The sequence below is a fragment of the Bacillus sp. MHSD_36 genome (assembly GCF_030757775.1).
GTDB lineage: Bacteria > Bacillota > Bacilli > Bacillales > Bacillaceae_G > Bacillus_A.
Window position 1 is genome coordinate 56,550 of record NZ_JAVBIS010000006.1, and the last position, 18,899, is coordinate 75,448.

At 35.3% G+C, this 18,899-nt stretch carries 14 protein-coding genes; 9 read left to right on the plus strand and 5 right to left on the minus strand.

Features of this window, described 5'->3' with window-relative positions; genetic code table 11:
- The first annotated feature begins 111 nt into the window (after positions 1 to 111).
- Positions 112 to 1,512 (plus strand): MocR-like pyridoxine biosynthesis transcription factor PdxR, encoded by a 1,401-nt coding sequence (gene pdxR / locus Q9B79_RS21785; RefSeq protein WP_306187550.1) that lies wholly within the window; start codon positions 112 to 114, stop codon positions 1,510 to 1,512.
- A gap of 32 nt (positions 1,513 to 1,544) precedes the next feature.
- Here pdxR and Q9B79_RS21790 read toward each other — a convergent pair whose 3' ends face one another.
- The 3 genes from Q9B79_RS21790 to Q9B79_RS21800 form a co-directional block, all read right to left on the minus strand.
- Complete coding sequence (locus Q9B79_RS21790) at positions 1,545 to 2,057, minus strand: GNAT family N-acetyltransferase (RefSeq protein ID WP_000351216.1); 513 nt, start codon at positions 2,055 to 2,057, stop codon at positions 1,545 to 1,547.
- 292 nt (positions 2,058 to 2,349) lie between these two features.
- Positions 2,350 to 3,807, minus strand: coding sequence for a sensor histidine kinase (locus tag Q9B79_RS21795; protein WP_306187552.1), 1,458 nt, complete (start codon positions 3,805 to 3,807; stop codon positions 2,350 to 2,352).
- A gap of 64 nt (positions 3,808 to 3,871) precedes the next feature.
- A complete protein-coding gene (locus tag Q9B79_RS21800; RefSeq protein WP_306187554.1) occupies positions 3,872 to 4,543 on the minus strand; it encodes a response regulator transcription factor in 672 nt (223 codons plus the stop codon).
- Between the two features lie 329 nt (positions 4,544 to 4,872).
- Between Q9B79_RS21800 and Q9B79_RS21805 the strand changes: the two genes are divergently transcribed.
- Positions 4,873 to 4,995: a hypothetical protein gene (locus Q9B79_RS21805; RefSeq protein WP_001068392.1), complete on the plus strand. Its 123-nt coding sequence runs from the start codon at positions 4,873 to 4,875 to the stop codon at positions 4,993 to 4,995.
- A gap of 357 nt (positions 4,996 to 5,352) precedes the next feature.
- On the opposite strand, the gene Q9B79_RS21810 is transcribed toward Q9B79_RS21805, so the two are convergent.
- Positions 5,353 to 5,859, minus strand: coding sequence for a GNAT family N-acetyltransferase (locus Q9B79_RS21810; RefSeq protein ID WP_306187557.1), 507 nt, complete (start codon positions 5,857 to 5,859; stop codon positions 5,353 to 5,355).
- Positions 5,860 to 6,242: 383 nt separating this feature from the next.
- Complete coding sequence (fdhD, locus tag Q9B79_RS21815; RefSeq protein ID WP_071758886.1) at positions 6,243 to 7,049, minus strand: formate dehydrogenase accessory sulfurtransferase FdhD; 807 nt, start codon at positions 7,047 to 7,049, stop codon at positions 6,243 to 6,245.
- Between the two features lie 302 nt (positions 7,050 to 7,351).
- Between fdhD and fdhF the strand changes: the two genes are divergently transcribed.
- The 7 genes from fdhF (at position 7,352) to Q9B79_RS21850 (ending at position 18,858) form a co-directional block, all read left to right on the plus strand.
- The gene (fdhF, locus tag Q9B79_RS21820; RefSeq protein WP_306187559.1) at positions 7,352 to 10,288 is read left to right on the plus strand and encodes a formate dehydrogenase subunit alpha; all 2,937 of its coding nucleotides are present in this window, start codon (positions 7,352 to 7,354) and stop codon (positions 10,286 to 10,288) included.
- 12 nt (positions 10,289 to 10,300) lie between these two features.
- Positions 10,301 to 10,783, plus strand: a complete 483-nt coding sequence (locus Q9B79_RS21825) for a helical membrane plugin domain-containing protein (protein ID WP_306187561.1) — start codon at positions 10,301 to 10,303, stop codon at positions 10,781 to 10,783.
- A 155-nt stretch (positions 10,784 to 10,938) separates the two neighbouring features.
- Complete coding sequence (locus tag Q9B79_RS21830) at positions 10,939 to 12,810, plus strand: glycerophosphoryl diester phosphodiesterase membrane domain-containing protein (protein WP_306187563.1); 1,872 nt, start codon at positions 10,939 to 10,941, stop codon at positions 12,808 to 12,810.
- Between the two features lie 369 nt (positions 12,811 to 13,179).
- Complete coding sequence (ald, locus tag Q9B79_RS21835) at positions 13,180 to 14,313, plus strand: alanine dehydrogenase (RefSeq protein WP_001219742.1); 1,134 nt, start codon at positions 13,180 to 13,182, stop codon at positions 14,311 to 14,313.
- Between the two features lie 103 nt (positions 14,314 to 14,416).
- Positions 14,417 to 15,832, plus strand: a complete 1,416-nt coding sequence (locus Q9B79_RS21840) for an amino acid permease (RefSeq protein WP_042515738.1) — start codon at positions 14,417 to 14,419, stop codon at positions 15,830 to 15,832.
- Positions 15,833 to 16,089: 257 nt separating this feature from the next.
- On the plus strand, positions 16,090 to 16,467 hold the full coding sequence (locus tag Q9B79_RS21845; protein WP_000290207.1) for an ArsR/SmtB family transcription factor: 378 nt from the start codon (positions 16,090 to 16,092) through the stop codon (positions 16,465 to 16,467).
- A 24-nt stretch (positions 16,468 to 16,491) separates the two neighbouring features.
- Positions 16,492 to 18,858: a heavy metal translocating P-type ATPase gene (locus tag Q9B79_RS21850; protein ID WP_306187568.1), complete on the plus strand. Its 2,367-nt coding sequence runs from the start codon at positions 16,492 to 16,494 to the stop codon at positions 18,856 to 18,858.
- The last annotated feature ends 41 nt before the right edge of the window (positions 18,859 to 18,899 follow it).

Consider the following 18,899-nt stretch of genomic DNA (forward strand, 5'->3'; position numbering starts at 1 on the left):
TCTCCTCTCCGGTATTTGATTTTTTATGTGTGACATGATAAAAGGAATTATATATAAAATCTGGTACTGTAAAAAGTATCAGATTTTAGTTTTATTAAGGGGTCAGATATTATGTTAGAATTAACGCCTAATCTAAATGTGAATAGTAAAAGAGCATTGTACGTGCAATTGTATGAGTATATAAAAAAAGAGATTAAAGATGGAACGATTCCGGCTTTAACAAAATTACCTGCAAAAAGAAAGCTGGCGAGCTATTTACAAGTGAGTAAGAATACAGTAGAAGCGGCTTACGAGCAATTACTTGCAGAAGGTTATATTGAGTCGGCATCGAGAAAAGGTTATTTTGTATGTAAAGTTGAACAAATGATTTATGTAGAAGGAAGTGAAGAGAAAGTAGAAGAGGTTCCGTTTAGGGAGGAAAACTATACGTTTGATTTCACCCAAACAGGAGTTGATACGCATACTTTTCCATTCACCATATACCGCAAGCTTATAAATGATGTATGGCAGCCACATAATAATGAATTGCTTTTTCTTGGACATCCTCAAGGGGAATTGAGCCTGAGGGAGGAAATTGTCAACTATTTGTATGAATCTAGAGGTGTGCGTTGTTCAGCTAGTCAAATTGTATTAGGAGCGGGAACACAAATATTAGTGAAGTTACTTTTTCAATTGTTGAAGGGAAGTAATTATGCAGTTGAAAACCCAGGTTATCATAGGAAAATGGTTGTTTTTGAACAAGGAGAAAAGAAGGTTCAAATGTTGTCTTTAGATAGGGACGGAATTTGTATGGCAGATTTAGAAAATAGTGATGCAAATGTTGTATTTGTAACGCCTTCTCATCAATTCCCATATGGAATGATTATGCCTATTACGAGAAGAATGCAGCTATTACAATGGGCAAAGAAAGAAGAAGATAGATATATTATTGAAGATGATTACGATAGTGAATTTCGCTATTCAGGAAAGCCAATTCCGGCACTACAAGGATTAGATACGGATGGGAAAGTTATTTATATGGGGACGCTATCAAAAGCTTTGTTACCCTCATTACGGATGAGTTATATAGTATTACCAAAGAATTTAATTGAAAAATATCAAAAGGAATATTTCTTTTATACACAAAGTGTTTCAAGAATGGACCAAGAAGTAATTAGAAAGTTTTTAAATGAAGGGTATTGGGAAAAACATATTCATAAAATGCGTGTCGTCTACCGAAAAAAGAGGGATCGACTTGTCTTTGAAATAGAAAAATATTTTTCTAATCGTGTTGAAGTGATAGGGGAAGATTCGGGATTACATATTTTATTACAAGTGCATAATGGAATGCGAGAAGAAGAACTAATTAAAGAAGCAGCAAAATATAGTATTAAAATATATCCTGTTTCTACGTACTATAAAGACGGTACTGCACCTGAAAATGTAGTTTTACTTGGATTTGCGATTTTATCAGAAGAAGAAATTGCAGAAGCGATCCAACTATTAAATACAGCGTGGTTTAGAAAAAAATAAAAACATCCTCATACATGAGAGGATGTTTTTTATTATTTATTTTCATCTAAGAATAAGACCATATGCTCTTCGTCCCAATATTGTCCGTTATATTTTAATGAACGTTCTTGTACACCAAATGTTTTAAATCCTAATGATTCATAAAGTTTTTTTGCTCCATCGTTGCCGACAACAACATCAAGCATAACTTGTTCTACTTCTAAAGATTTAGCAAGTTCAAGACATTCTTTAATAAGTGCTTTTCCTGCTCCAAGTCCGCGTGCTTTTGGAGACACATATACAGAACCGATTTTAGCTTTATGTTCTTGTTTTACATATGGTTTCGTTTCCAGTGTTGCAACCCCGATTAATTGTCCATCTTTAAATGCACCTAGCGTATAGTTTTCATCTTGTGCTAATTTTTGTGCTTTATATTCAATCGCACACTCTTTATTAATAATATCTTCATAAGAAGAGCTGAAAGCTTCAGGGTTTTGCTTTAATCCTTCTACACGAAGTTCTAAGTAAATTTCCGCTTCATCTTTTGTTAATACATGGATATCCAATTATATCACCCTCCAAATCTTTGACAAATGTACCTTTACCCCGCTATTCGCGGGCAGTAAGACTCCAACCTTAAAATTCGGCGAATGCGCGAAAGCTAGGTGGGAGATAACTGCCCGTAAATGCCCGATTGGTTCAACTAATAATCCATGGGTGAACCTTTCCATGGATTAAAGTTTCACTTTATTTTATATTGAAATAAGAATAATTTCAAAAGCTTAGCTTAAATGAATAGATTTTATGAACAAAATAACACCAGTAGTGTTTACTACTACTGGTGTTTTCACACGCATCTTATTCAAAAGGTAGTTCAATTATAAAGTTTGTTCCTACTCCTAATTGGCTTGTTACTAGAATGGAACCGTTATGCAATTCTACAATTTCTTTTGCAACAGCTAGCCCGATACCTTTTCCTCCAGTAGCTCTCGTTCTGGATTTATCAACGCGATAAAAACGATCGAAAATATGTGAGATATCTTCTTCAGGAATACCTTCTCCTTCATCGTCTACACTTATTGTAAAAGAATCTGTTTCCGTGAGTACACGTATCGTAATAGATGTGTTTTCTGGCGAATGTTGATAAGCATTGTGTAATAAATTTAACATAACTTGTTCCATACGTCTTTCGTCTATGCAAACTTCTAAATCATCTTTGCAGTATACATGGAGTTGCATTTGTTTATTTGTTAATGTTGTTTTTGTTTTTTCAATCATTCTTTCTAAAAATGGTTTAAGTAGCACTTTTTGTTTTTTTATAACAAACTGGTGTTGTTCTAATTGTACAAGCATAAATAAATCTTGGACGAGATCGGTAACACTATCTGTTTCATCCTCAATGATTTGCAAGTATTCTTCTCGCTCTTCTTTCGTTAAAGAGTCTCTCTTTGCTACCTTCGCATACCCTTTCATATAGGTCAATGGAGTTAATAGTTCATGGGCAACACTAGCGAGAAATTCATTGCGTTCTTTTTTCATATAAGTCAGTTCACTGGATAAATCTTCAATCGTTTTTGCTAGACTTCCAAGTTCATCATTTCGTTTTATACCTAATTGAATTGGCGTATTTAATTTTGACATTTTTTCTGTTGCTCTCTTCATTTTTATAAGCGGTTCTGTAATAACACGAGAAAAAACAAAGACAGAAATAGTTGTTAAAATAATCGTCAATACACTAATGATAAGAAATTGATTCATGAGTTTAAGTAACATTCTTTCTAAGAAAGATGTTTTTAATAACATATATAACTTACCTTGAAATCCTTGAATTTCAATTGGACTTACTGTTGAGATAAATTTCGATTCTTTCCAATTTCTCTCAATTATTAATCCGCTTTTTGGGATAGGTTCTGTTTTACAAGTAAGTTGTTTTTGCATTTCTTTTGTTACGGGTTCTGAGTTAGAAATAACTTTGCCGTTAGTGTCAGTTATAATGATTGTAATATCAGTATTAGCGATTAATTCGGAACCGATTAAATCTTCAGCTGCATGCTCGATAGTGAAATCCTGATACCGAGGATGTTTAGGACGTTCTGTGTATTGCTGTTGTTTAGAGTATTCATTCCATCTCTCATTCCATTTTGCACGGTTTACAATCTTATCACGATACCGATTACCTTTTTCTAATAGAGCAACGGTTTCTTCTTCAACACGCATTTTTGAAAGGCTTTTATAAAAGGAGACGAAAGCAATTGTTTCAATACATAAGGCTAATATTAAGAAGTATGTCCCGATTTTAAGGGAAAGTTTGCTCATGTTCTCACCATACCTTATTCATAATAAATGGTCAGTGGTATGGTATTTCCACTGACCGAAGTAATTATTCACTTTTCCATTTATAGCCGACCTTATAGACAGTTTCTAAGTAATCTTCAACTGGAAATCCTTTTTTACGTAATTTATCGCGGATATTGCGAATATGTGAATCGATTGTTCTATATTCGATGTCTGTTTCATAGCCCCAAATCTTCTCAATTAAATCATCTCGGCTATAAGCACGGTTTGTATTTTGTAAAAATAGTCCAAGTAACGAAAATTCGATAGGAGTTAGTGAGATTTTTTCGTCATATACTGTGACAGTATGTTTCGTTTTATCCCACTCAATACCATTGAAGCTAACGAATCCGTCTTTCTTTGTACGGCGTAATATAGCCTCGATTCTTGCGACTAATACATGCTCATCAAATGGTTTTGTAATATAGTCGTCCGCGCCCATAGTGAGACCTTTCACCATATCATAGTTTTGATTACGAGCTGTGAGCATGATGATCGGAATGTTGGAAATTTGACGGATTTGATAGCAAGTATCCCATCCATCCATATTCGGCATCATAACATCTAATAAAATAATATCGAAGTCTTTTTGTTCTATTAACTTTAGTGCTTCAAGGCCAGAGGTAGCTTTCATACAAAAATAGCCACGAGGACTTAAGAACAGATCTAATAATCGTAACATGCGTTCTTCATCGTCTACTAATAAAATTTTTACCATAATCTTGTGCACCCCAAACTGTTCATTCTACTTGTATAGTTTACATGAAAATAATAAAAAACTCTTTTTATGTGATTGGGTGGAAGAGTTATTTTTCGCTCAGAGTAATTGACATAAAAAATGCACTAGTTTTGCACAACTATTTTTTATAATAGAAAACGTAGCGACACAAAATACCCTATGTTGCGACATAACGTCATGTCATTTTATTTATAAAATGACAATTCCATTCTATTGTGTATGTGAGATAGAGAGGTTTTTCGTATTCACCTCGCATCGGATAAGAAAAAATTCCTATCTCACACTTTTTTTAAAAGGAGATCATACACATGAATCCAAAAGAAGAAATTTCAAAAAAAGAAAAGCAAGATCGTAATACGGTTGTCATGTGCGTTGCCGTATCTATGGTTATTATTATAAGTTGTGTAAATAAAATTTTGGGGATTTTATAATATAAAAAAAGCTTATTGCTTCTTAAGAAGCAATAAGCTTTTTTCGTTGTTAGGGGAGTGTTCATATAATAAACCAAGGTAAAATTGCTAACCCAGAAGTTACGATTGCTGTAGTACATATTAAAAGCATAGCTCGTTTGTTTTGTTTCATGTCACATTCTCCTCTACCTATCAATTGAATGCTATACGTTCATTTCATAATTAGTGCCTCACTAATTAAAGTGTTGCTTTATGCTTTTAGTATAATGAATGGAAAGGTTTGGTACGATCGATAAAGGTGACATGAAGATTACATTGTTGTAATGAAAAAAGCACCTTTCTTAATAAGAAGATGCTTTTAAAAACTATATTGAAGTATTAATCATTTAAGAACAGAACCATATGTTCCTCGTCCCAATATTGGCCATTATGTTTTAATGAACGCTCTTGTACGCCGTAAGTTTGGAAGCCTAATGACTCATATAATTTTTTTGCGGCATCGTTACCAACTACAACATCGAGCATAAGTTGTTCTACATGTAATTTATCGGCATTTTCGATAATTGCTTTAATGAGAGCTCTTCCTGCTCCAAGGCTACGCGCTTTTGGGGAAACAAAAACGGAACCGATTTTTGCTTTATGTTCTTGTTTAATGAAAGGCTTTGTTTCTAAAGTAGCAATGCCGATTAAATCGTTATCTTTGAAGACCCCTAGAGTATACTTATCCGGATTGCTTAATCGTTTTGCCATAGCAGCTACAGGATTCTCATGTTTAAGAACATCTTCATAAGAAGAGCTAAAAGCTTCCGGGTTCTTCGTTAAACCTTCCATACAAACTTTTAAATATATTTCTGCGTCCTCTGTCGTTAATAAGCGAATTTCCATAGTTGTAACCTCCTTGGTCGATTTCAAATAAAGTGAAACTTTAATCAGTGGGGGTTTTCTTCATCCCCACTGATTATCAGCCCTCACCAATCGGACTTTAATGGGCAGTTGATCCCACCTCAAAATTCTGTGCTTTCGCTGCATTTTGAGGTGGGGGTCTTACTGCCCATTAAAGCGGGATAAAATAGATCCAATACTTTTATAAAATTGTGTATGCGTTTTGTTAGCAGTCTCTTTTAATTTGTAAAAGAATGAAAAGATATATGCTACAATGTTTTGTTTTTTAATATGTAATGAAATTATATATTAACTTTATTAACTATTCAAGTATTTGATATATTACATTTTCATAACTAAAATAACTTCTCGATTGAGGAGTTATTTTAGTTATTCGATTGATAACCATCAATTCGATGTGGATGTGTGTAAATATTACAAGATCCATTTCTAATAAATCCTACAACTGTAATGCCTAAATCGTGAGCGAGTTGCAATGCTAGTTTTGTTGGAGCAGATTTAGATAGAACAATTTCGCATCCGATTTTTGAAACTTTGAGTAAAATTTCGGATGAAATGCGTCCGCTAAATGCAATGATTTTTCCTTTAACGGATATATCGTTGCGCAAACAATGGCCATATATTTTATCTAATGCGTTATGTCTTCCAATATCCATTCTTGATAGGAGGATATTGTTTCGATCGCATAGTGCGGTATTGTGAACACCGCCAGTTTGGCGAAATGTAGTGGAAGATTGTTGCAAAGTATTCATTAAGTGAAAGCATTCTTCAGGAGTAATTTTCACGTGTATATCATGTAAATCTTTTGCCTTTGCTGCGTCGTTAACGAAAATAAAACCTTGTCTACCTTTTCCGCAGCAAGAAGTAATGTATCGTTTATTATATAAATTTTGATAGAGCGGATTTATTTTTGATGATGTTACATGGACAATTCCGTTATCTTTTTGAACCCATAGTTCTTCAACATCTTTATAGGAAGAAATAATTCCTTCAGAAATTAAAAAACCAATTACCATATCTTCAATATAATTTGGTGTGCATACGACTGTTACATATTCTTCACCATTCAATTTAATCGTAATAGGAGATTCTGTAACAATCTCATCAAGCTGTTTTGAAAATGTACCAGATTGATAGCGTACAATTGTATAAGTCTCTTGCGTAGGCCCCATATTAAATTCCCCTTTTATATGTATTTCTCTCCCATATTTATCATAAAACAATGGGGAAATAAAAACACCTATTAGCAAGAAGATCACAGATTATTTTGGTTATTATTGTATATGTACGATATAATAGAACAGTAGAATAGTGATATTTTTAAGCTTTCGTAGTTATACCTTATAACATCTAGAATCGACTTCATAAGAAAAGTATTTGCGCAGAGCGTTTCAAAAATATGTACAGTAACGCGATTTTGAAAACGGATTCATAATCGTATTTTGTACAGTTGGTTGTAAGGAGAGGGGAAACTATGGCAGAACAGACAGTCCATGTAACCGTGGATGGTAAAGAATTTTCCGCATCGGGTGAAAAGACGATACTACAATTATTTAACGAGAGTAATTTGGAACATCCTCAAATTTGTCATGTACCAGAAGTAGATCCAATTCAAACTTGTGATACGTGTGTTGTAGAAGTCAATGGGAAGTTAATGCGTGCTTGTTCAACGAAATTAGAGAATGGTATGCATATCGAAAGACAGTCCCAGCGTGCAAAAGAGGCACAGACAGAGGCAATGGATCGAATATTAGAGAATCATTTATTGTATTGTACTGTTTGTGATAACAATAATGGTAACTGTAAAGTCCATAACACGGTACATATGATGGGGATTGAAGAACAGAAATATCCGTATGAGCCGAAAGTAAGTGCTTGTGAAGTGGATATGTCACATCCTTTTTATCGATATGATCCAAATCAATGTATTGCTTGTGGACAGTGTGTAGAAGTATGTCAAAACTTACAAGTTAACGAAACTATATCAATAGATTGGAGCTTAGATCGTCCACGTGTTATATGGGATCATGGTGTAAGCATTAATGACTCGTCTTGTGTAAGTTGCGGGCAGTGTGTAACAGTATGTCCATGTAATGCGTTAATGGAAAAATCAATGTTAGGTGAAGCTGGATTCATGACTGGATTAAAACCAGATGTGTTAGATCCGATGATTGATTTTGTAAAGGATGTAGAGCCTGGATATAGTAGTATTTTAGCGGTTTCGGAAGTAGAGGCTGCGATGCGTAGGACGAAAGTGAATAAAACAAAAACAGTTTGTACATTTTGTGGTGTCGGTTGTTCATTCGAAGTATGGACGAAAGATCGCCATATACTAAAAGTTCAACCAGTTTCAGATGCACCTGTTAATGGTATTTCCACATGTGTAAAAGGAAAATTTGGATGGGACTTTGTAAATAGTGAAGATCGCATTACGAAGCCATTAATTCGCCAAGGAGATATGTTTGTTGAAGCTACTTGGGAAGAGGCTCTTGAAGTTGTTGCTTCTAACATGCAGTATATTAAATCTGAATATGGTAGCGATGCATTTGGATTTATTTCTTCATCGAAAGTAACGAATGAAGAAAACTACCTTATGCAAAAACTAGCTCGGCAAATATATGGAACGAATAATGTGGACAATTGTTCTCGTTATTGTCAATCTCCAGCAACAGATGGTTTATTTAAAACTGTCGGTATGGGCGGGGACGCTGGAACAGTGAAAGATATAGCTGAAGCAGGCCTTGTTATTATCGTTGGTGCGAATCCAACAGAAGGACATCCTGTACTTGCGACGCGTGTAAAACGTGCTCATAAATTACACGAGCAAAAACTGATTGTAGCAGACCTTCGCAAACATGAAATGGCAGAGCGTGCGGATTTATTTATTCATCCGCGCCAGGGTACGGATTACGTATGGCTTGCTGGTATTACGAAATATATTATTGATCAAGATTGGCACGATAAAAAGTTTTTAGCTGAAAATGTGAAGAACTTTGATGAATATAGCAAAATGTTAGAAAAGTATACGCTTGATTATACAGAAGAAATTACGGGGATTTCGAAAGAAAATCTGAAAGAAATGGCTCGTATGGTATATGAAGCAGATGGTACTTGTATACTTTGGGGAATGGGTGTAACGCAAAATACAGGAGGAAGTACAACATCTGCAGCCATTTCAAATTTACTGCTTGTTACAGGCAACTATCGTCGTCCTGGTGCAGGCGCATATCCATTACGAGGGCATAATAACGTACAAGGTGCTTGTGATATGGCAACATTACCAAACTGGCTTCCTGGTTATCAAGCGGTATCAGATGATACGCTTCGTGCGAAGTTTGAAAAAGCATACGGCACAACGATTCCAAAAGCACCAGGATTAAACAATATTGCAATGTTACTTGCGGCAGAAGAAGGAAAACTACGTGGTATGTATGTCATGGGTGAAGAAATGGCTTTAGTCGATTCCAATGCGAACCATGTGCAACATATTTTAGCGAATTTAGACTTCCTCGTTGTTCAAGATATGTTCCTATCAAAAACAGCCCGTTTTGCTGATGTTATTTTGCCAGCGGCACCAAGCTTAGAAAAAGAAGGAACGTTTACGAATACAGAGCGCCGTATTCAAAGATTATATGAAGTATTGAAACCGCTTGGTGATTCAAAACCAGATTGGTGGATTTTACAAAAAGTTGCTCGTGCACTCGGCGGTGATTGGAATTACGAAAGTCCAAGTGAAATTATGGACGAAATCGCATCACTTGCACCGTTATACTCTCAAGCAACGTACGACCGTCTAGAAGGATGGAATAGTTTATGTTGGGGTAGTCATGACGGTAGCGATACACCGCTATTATATGTAGACGGATTTAACTTCCCAGATAAACTCGCTCGTTTATCATTAGATGAATGGGTACCACCGGTTGTAGCACCAGATGAGTATGATTTACTTTTAAATAATGGACGTATGCTAGAACATTTCCATGAAGGGAATATGACGAATAAGTCAGCTGGTATTTTATCTAAAGTATCTGAAGTATTCGTTGAAATTTCACCTGAACTCGCTATAGAGCGTAATGTGAAAGATGGTGGTCTTGTAGAATTAGCATCACCATTTGGAAAGATTAAAGTACAAGCGCTTATTACTGATCGTGTAACGGGGAAAGAACTATATTTACCGATGCATGCAACGATAAATGAAGAAGCGATTAATATTTTAACTGGGACGGCAACAGACCTGTATACGTGTACACCGGCGTATAAACAAACGATGGTGAAAATGCGTGTATTACGTGAAAAAGGAAACCGTCCGTTACCATCTTCAAACCCACGAGATAAACAGCGTAATCCGCAAAATGGTGTTGAAATTGAGCAAAAATGGCAAAGAAAACAATACGTATCACTTGTGGACTAGGGGGCGGAGATAGTGGCGAAAGAAATTACGTTAATTAAAAAGAAAGTTGTAACAGAGGAAGAACAGAAACAGCAAGTAGCAGATGAACTTCTAAATGAGCTATCTAATAATCGTGAAGCAGTAGAAGAAACGATGCAGCTTCTAGCACAGTTGCAGAAGGCTGGTATATTAGATGCAGCGATTAGTTTACTTGCTGCGAAGGAAGATGTTTCAAAAATTGCTGTCGAGCAATTAAATCGTAAACCAGTTAAAAATGCACTCAACAATATGATGGGAGCGGGGGAAGCACTAACCTCAGTTGACCCAGAAGTAACAAAACAAATTACATCGAGTTTAGTCACTGGATTGCAATTTGCAACAGATGAATTAAAGAGTGGTAAAAAAACAAAAGTGATGGATTTCTTTAAAGTGTTAAAAGATCCAGATATCAATAGAGCCATCACATTTGGTTTTAGCTTCTTGAAAGCATTTGGACAAGGATTAGAGAAAAAATAGAGTCAATGAAAAAGTGATGGGAAGTAGCCATCACTTTTTTCATTGTATGTATAAGAGTGTTCATGTTAAGCGGAATATATTATTATTAAAGGGATGGGTTAGAAATGGAAATGTGGAATCCATCTCAAATATCGTTTTAGAATGTGGAGGAATATATGCAACACCGTAAAAGACTATCTATACCAGGAGTAATGAGACATTCCTTTCAAACTGTTAGATTTGCTTTTTGGAATGTGTTAACATTCCAACTTGCTTATAAATTATTAGCAGCGATTGTGTTTATCCCACTTTTCGGTATTATTTTCAATAAGTTGTTGTACTTTGGTGGGTATGCAAACGCAACAAATGATGAGTTATTAGCATTTTTGAAAACACCATACGGGATTTTAGCGATTGTAATTTTATCTATATTGGCATTGTTCCTGATTTTTACAGAGTTTGCAGTACTTATTATCATTTCGTACTTCGCTCATAAAAGGCAAAAGGTGAGATTACGTCCAATTTTATATAAAACAGTAACGTATTTACCTTCTCTGTTTACATATTGCTTACCTGGATTTGTTTTGTATGCAGTTGTACTATTACCACTATTAAGTATGGGATATAAATCTGCATTGATTCCTGAAATTCAAATTCCTAATTTTATTACAGGTGAACTATTTAAGACAACAATGGGGCAAGTTGGATATTATACTTTCTTTGCTGTAGTTGCCTATTTGAATCTTCGGTGGATTTTTGTTTTACCTATTATCGTTTTAGAGGAGAAGCCGTTCCGTACGGCAGCACGAAAAAGTGCGAACTTAGTAAAAGAAAGCTTCTTTAAAGTGTTGTTCTTTTTAGTAGGTTTTTTCATATCTGTAGGGATTGTTTTTCTTTTGTGTATAGGAATTTATTTACTTTGTCTGTGGGGAGTATATGAATTTACAAACCCAAAAGGGACATTTGCACTACTAGCAGAGTCAACTATTTCAGTCTTCTTAACCAGTACATTGTATCTATTTAGCTTTATTATGACGCCGTTCTATATTATGGCGTTAACAAGACTGTATTTACAAAAGGTTTCGGTTGAAGATGTTTTATTAGAAGAAGGATTAGATTATTCAAAGACGAAGGCAGATAAATGTTTCTTCCAAAAACATCGGTGGAAATTTATTGGTGTATATATTGTAGGAATTATTACTGCGGGAATGGTTGTTGCCTTCATTGTGACCTTTATTACAAACACATATAAAGAACCAATTATTATGGCTCATCGCGGTTATATTTCAAAAGGTGTAGAGAACACGAAAGAAGCTGTGCAGGGAGCTATTGATGCGAAAGCAGACTATGCTGAAATTGATGTACTACAAACAAAAGACGGTGAATTAGCAGTAATACATGATTTGAAGCTAAAACGTCTTGCTAATGCTAATGTTCATGTTTCAGATTTAACGATGGACGAGTTAAGACAACTTACCCTTAGTCAAGATGGGTTTTCAGGACAAATCAGTACACTTGATGAGATCATTAAGCTGGCAAAGGGGAAAATCAAACTTAATATTGAAGTGAAGCTTCATGGTGGCGAAAAAGATTTTGTAAATAAAGTATTAAAAACGATTAAAGATAATGAATTTGAGAAGCAATGTGTTATTCAAACGTTACATTACCCGCTTATTAAAGAGTTTAAGCGTGCAAATTCAGATATAAAAGTCGGATATATACTATATGCAAGTAGAGCTAACTTAAAGAATGTGAAAGCTGATTTTTATGTAGCGGAAGAATATATGTTAAATAAGAAGTTAGTAAGAGAAGCAAGGAAGTTAAACAAGCCAATTTACGTATGGACAGTAAATGATATGGAAAGTTTAAAGGGATATTATAAGTTAAACGTAGATGGTATCATTACCGATTACCCTGAAGATGCACGTGAAACAATTAAGGTGTTAAAAGAGCAAGAAGCGGAAGAAAGTGATCTGTTTGATAAAATTACGGAAACGACAGATGATTTATTTTCTAAGTTATTTATAAGTTACCCAGCTGCTGGCTAAATGCCTGCAGCTGTTTTTTTATAAAAAGAATATATCTCTAAAGTAATGTGTAAATTAATAACTGAATATGTATACGGCATCATTGAGGTTTCTTACATCGTTACATTATTGTCAAATAATAAATGATTACTACTTATTTTGAAGGAGTATAATAAAAATAGAGTGATAGATAACGAGAGAGAACAAAGAGGCTAATAGAATCAATGTTCCATATATTTACACTATTCTAAATATATAAACTTTAAAAATATAGTATGTTAGCGTTTTCATAACTTTTAAGTTATGCTAGAATAAGGACATAAGTTATTAATTATTACAAAAAGAAAAAAGACTTTCTTTTTTCTGTTAATTATAAGGGGGCATTTCATTATGCGTATTGGGGTACCAGCAGAAATTAAAAACAACGAAAACCGTGTGGCAATGACACCAGCAGGTGTTGTACATTTAATTCGTAACAATCACGAAGTATTCATTCAAAAGGGTGCAGGTTTAGGGTCTGGTTTCACAGATGCTCAGTATGTTGAAGCAGGAGCAAAAATTGTTGATACAGCTGAAGAAGCTTGGAACATGGAAATGGTTATGAAAGTTAAGGAACCAATTGAAAGCGAATACAAGCACTTCAGCGAAGGTTTAATCTTATTCACATACTTACACTTAGCTCCAGAACCAGAATTAACAAAAGCATTAATCGAAAAGAAAGTTGTTTCTATTGCATATGAAACAGTACAATTAGAAAACCGTTCTCTACCATTACTTGCACCTATGAGTGAAGTAGCTGGTCGTATGGCTGCACAAATTGGTGCACAATTCCTTGAGAAGAACAAAGGCGGTAAAGGTATCTTACTTGCAGGTGTTCCAGGGGTTAAACGTGGTAAAGTAACAATCATCGGTGGTGGACAAGCTGGTACAAATGCTGCTAAAATTGCAGTTGGACTAGGTGCGGATGTAACAATCATCGACTTAAGTGCAGAACGTCTTCGTCAATTAGATGACATTTTCGGAAACCAAGTAAAAACTTTAATGTCTAATCCTTACAATATTGCAGAAGCTGTAAAAGAGTCTGATCTTGTAATCGGTGCAGTATTAATCCCAGGTGCAAAAGCGCCAAAACTTGTAACAGAAGAAATGATTAAATCAATGGAACCAGGTTCTGTTGTTGTAGATATCGCGATTGACCAAGGTGGTATTTTCGAAACAACTGACCGTATTACAACTCATGATAACCCAACTTACGAAAAACACGGCGTTGTTCATTATGCAGTTGCAAACATGCCAGGTGCGGTTCCACGTACATCAACTCTTGCATTAACAAACGTAACAGTACCATACGCAGTACAAATTGCTAACAAAGGCTACAAAGAAGCTTGCCTAGGCAACTCTGCGTTACTAAAAGGTATTAACACATTAGATGGCTATGTAACATTTGAAGCAGTTGCAGAAGCTCACGGTGTAGAGTACAAAGGTGCTAAAGAATTATTAGAAGCAGAAACAGTATCTTGCTAATACAAGCATTATACAAAACAAAATCGAACAATATATAAACCAACATGATAAGAGCTAAGAGTGAATATCTCTTAGCTCTTCTTGGCAAAAGGGGGCATACATCGTGGCCAACCTATTTAAAAAGAAATCCGTTACGCAATTGTTAGGGGAAAGTAAAAGTAAAACTTTAACGAAAACACTAGGGGCATTCGACCTAACAATGCTAGGGATTGGTGCGATAATTGGTACAGGAGTTCTAGTATTAACGGGATTAGTAGCAGCAAGAGATGCTGGTCCAGCAGTTATTTTTTCATTCATGATTGCAGCGATTGTTTGTGGATTTGCAGCATTATGTTATGCAGAAGTTGCATCTACACTGCCGGTTTCAGGTAGTGTGTACACATATTCATATGCGACAATTGGTGAGTTTATTGCCCACTTAATGGGATGGACATTACTATCTGTATACGTCGTAACAACTGCCGCAGTAGCTGGTGGATGGACAGGTTATTTCAATAACTTAGTGAGTGGATTTGGATTAGAAATTCCAACAGAGCTGTTAAAGATTCCATCACAAGGTGGAATTGTGAATTTACCAGCAGTAGTCATTACTTTAGTTTTAACTTGGTTATTATCAAGAGGTACGAAAGAAAGTAAACGTGTGAATAACATAATGGTATTAATCAAAATTGGTATTGTTATTTTATTCATTGCAGTTGGTGCGTTTTACGTACAACCAGAAAACTGGACACCATTTGCACCATACGGTATGAGCGGAATCTTTGCCGGAGGCGCAGCAGTGTTCTTCGCTTTCTTAGGATTTGATGCATTAGCAACTTCTGCTGAAGAAGTAAAAAATCCACAACGTGATTTACCGATTGGTATTATTGCTTCGTTAATTATTTGTACAATCATTTATGTTGTAGTTTGTCTCGTGATGACAGGTATGGTTTCTTATAAAGAGTTAGATGTACCAGAAGCCATGGCATATGTGTTAGAGGTTGTGGGACAAGATAAAGTAGCAGGTGTAATCGCAGTTGGAGCTGTAATTGGTATTATGGCTGTAATCTTTGCTTACATTTATGCAACGACACGTGTATTCTTCGCGATGAGCCGTGATGGTTTATTACCGAAATCATTTGCGAAAATTAATAAGAAGACAGAAGCGCCAGTATTCTCAACTTGGTTAACAGGTATTGGTAGTGCTTTAATTGCTGGATTTATCGATTTAAAAGAATTGTCGAATTTAGCGAATATTGGAGCATTATTAACATTTGCGATGGTAGGTGTGTCAGTTATTATTCTTCGTAAAACACATCCGAACTTAAAACGAGGCTTTGTGGTACCACTTGTACCAACGCTACCGATTATTTCAATCGCATGTTGTCTATTCTTAATGTTTAACCTACCGTTAACAACATGGATTTACTTCGGTATTTGGTTAGCAATTGGAGTAGTTGTATACTTTGTTTATTCGAAAAAACATAGTCATTTAAAAGACGATGGAAGTTCGCAGGATAATTTAGAACAAGCTAATTAAAAGGGATATAAGTATAGTAAGCCTTGTGCGTCTAGGGAGCGCGCAAGGCTTTTTTCTTTTGTGTAAAATGTACATCCTTTTTTGTATGAGAATGTAATGGATGCGGAAAATATGTGTAGATTTTTTTAAAAAATGTGAACGAAATGTTCAAAAAAATGTATGAGATTTCATTGACACATATGAATGGGCGCTCATATAATAAGAGTATAAGATATATGAATGATTGTTCATATGTTCAAATAAAGAGGTGAGCTATAATGGCTGTAAATAAAGTAGAAACACCACAAGAGACATGTTCTCAAACGATAATTCATGAAGAAGTTGTTGATCAAGTAAAACAAACAATTCCAACTGATGAAAGTTTAAGTAAAGTAGCAGAATTATTTAAAGTATTAGGCGATCGTACACGTACGAGAATATTACATGCGTTATTTGAAGCAGAAATGTGCGTTTGTGATTTAGCGTATTTATTAGGAATGACACAATCATCTATTTCACACCAGCTTCGTGTGTTAAAGCAAGCGAAACTTGTAAAGAATCGTAAAGAAGGAAAGGTCGTTTATTATTCGTTAGCTGACCAGCACGTAATTCATATCTTCGAGCAAGCGTTTGAACACGTAAACGAGGAAGAATAAAAAAGAACGCGAGGAGGGAGAACGATGGCTGAAGCATTAGTGAAAAAGAAACTGATGTTAGAAGGTTTAGATTGTGCGAACTGTGCAATGAAAATCGAAAAAGGTGTTGGAAATATAGAAGGAGTAAATTCTTGCTCTGTAAATTTCGCAACAAAAACAATGGTGTTAGAAACAGCACAAAATAAAGAAAACGAAGTTGTTACAGAAGCAAAACAACTCGTTACAAAATTAGAACCACACATTAAAGTGCAAGAAGAAAAAAGTACAAAAGTAGCAAAAGAAGTATTTATATTAGAAGGTTTAGATTGCGCAAACTGTGCGATGAAGATTGAAAATAAAGTGAAAGAAATACCGACTGTTTCAGCAGCAACTGTTGATTTTGTATCAAAGAAATTAAGAGTTGAAGTAGCGAATAAAAGAGAATTAGAAGCGACTGTAGCAAATATAACAAACGTCGTTCAAAAGTTAGAACCAGATGTGAAAATTGTTCGTGAAGAAAAAGGTGGTCATGATCACGGACATAGTCACGACCATGGTGAAGCAAATGTGAAAAAGATGGTAGGACGATTAGTGGTCGGCGGAATTTTGACAGCAATTGCTGCATTAGCTGGTTTACCACAAATGATCACAATTCCGTTATTCGTCCTTGCATATTTATTAATAGGTGGAGATATCGTTTGGAGAGCGGTAAGAAACATAACTCGTGGTCAAGTGTTCGATGAGAACTTCTTAATGGCAATTGCAACACTAGGAGCTTTCGCGATTCAGCAATACCCAGAAGCGGTTGCAGTAATGTTATTCTATCAAGTAGGGGAACTATTCCAAAGTATTGCGGTAAATCGTTCTCGAAAATCAATTACTTCATTAATGGATATTCGTCCTGATTATGCAAATGTAAAGGTTGGAAATGAAACGAAACAAGTATCGCCAGAAGATGTACAAATCGGTGATTACATTATCGTGAAACCTGGTGAGAAAGTACCATTAGACGGAAAAGTAATTGAAGGAACATCAATGGTAGATACTTCAGCATTGACTGGTGAATCGGTACCACGTGAAGTGGAAGGTGGAAATGATGTACTAAGTGGTTTTGTGAACCAAAATGGTGTATTAACAATTGAAGTTACAAAAGAGTTTGGCGAATCAACTGTATCAAAAATTTTAGATTTAGTTCAAAATGCAAGCAGTAAAAAAGCGCCGACAGAAAACTTTATTACGAAGTTTGCACGTTACTACACTCCAGTTGTAGTTATTACAGCAGCGATCATGGCGTTTATTCCACCACTTATTTTGGAAGGAGCTACATTTGCAGATTGGATTTATAGAGCGTTAGTGTTCTTAGTAATCTCTTGTCCATGTGCGTTAGTTGTATCTATTCCTCTTGGATTCTTCGGAGGTATCGGTGGCGCATCTAAAAGTGGTGTATTAGTAAAAGGAAGTAACTATTTAGAAGCTTTAAATGATGTGAAATATATTGTCTTTGATAAAACAGGAACATTAACAAAAGGTGTCTTCAAAGTTACAAAAATGGAACCGAGCGAAGGTATTACAAATGAAGAATTATTAGAGTATGCAGCATTTGCTGAAGTATATTCTAACCATCCAATTGCACAATCGATTCGAAATTCATATGGAAAATCAATTGATGAAAAAATAATCGATGATTATAACGAAATTTCTGGTCACGGTACAGTCGTAAAAGTACAAGAAAAAGAAATCTTTGCAGGTAATGCTAAATTAATGAGAAAAGAAAACATTACATTTAAGCAACCAGAAACAGTAGGTACATTAGTTCACGTTGCTGTAGATGGAAAATACGCAGGTTATATTGTTATCTCTGATGAGGTAAAAGAAGATTCAAAACAAGCAATTCAAAAGTTAAAAGAATTAGGTATTAAGAAGACAGTCATGCTAACTGGAGATGCAAAAACAGTTGGTGAAGCTGTTGGTAAAGAATTAGGTTTAGATGAAGTTCACGCAGAACTATTACCCCAACAAAAAGTAGAAGAAATTGAAAAAATTGATGCAGCGAAGCACGGAAAAGAAAAAGTTGCTTTCGTGGGTGATGGTATTAATGACACACCAGTATTAGCAAGAGCAGATGTTGGTATTGCGATGGGCGGTTTAGGATCAGATGCAGCAATTGAAGCGGCAGATATCGTTATTATGACTGATGAGCCTTCAAAAATTGCAACAGCTGTAAACATTGCAAAACGTACACGACGCATTGTATGGCAAAATATTATCTTTGCATTAGGAGTAAAAGGATTAGTTTTATTACTTGGTGCTTTCGGTATTGCAACAATGTGGGAAGCTGTCTTCTCAGATGTCGGTGTGACACTACTTGCAGTGTTAAATGCAATGCGTGTACTACGAGTGAAAGATTTATAAAAAAGAGGACGCAACCTGCGTCCTCTTTTTTAAGTTATTTT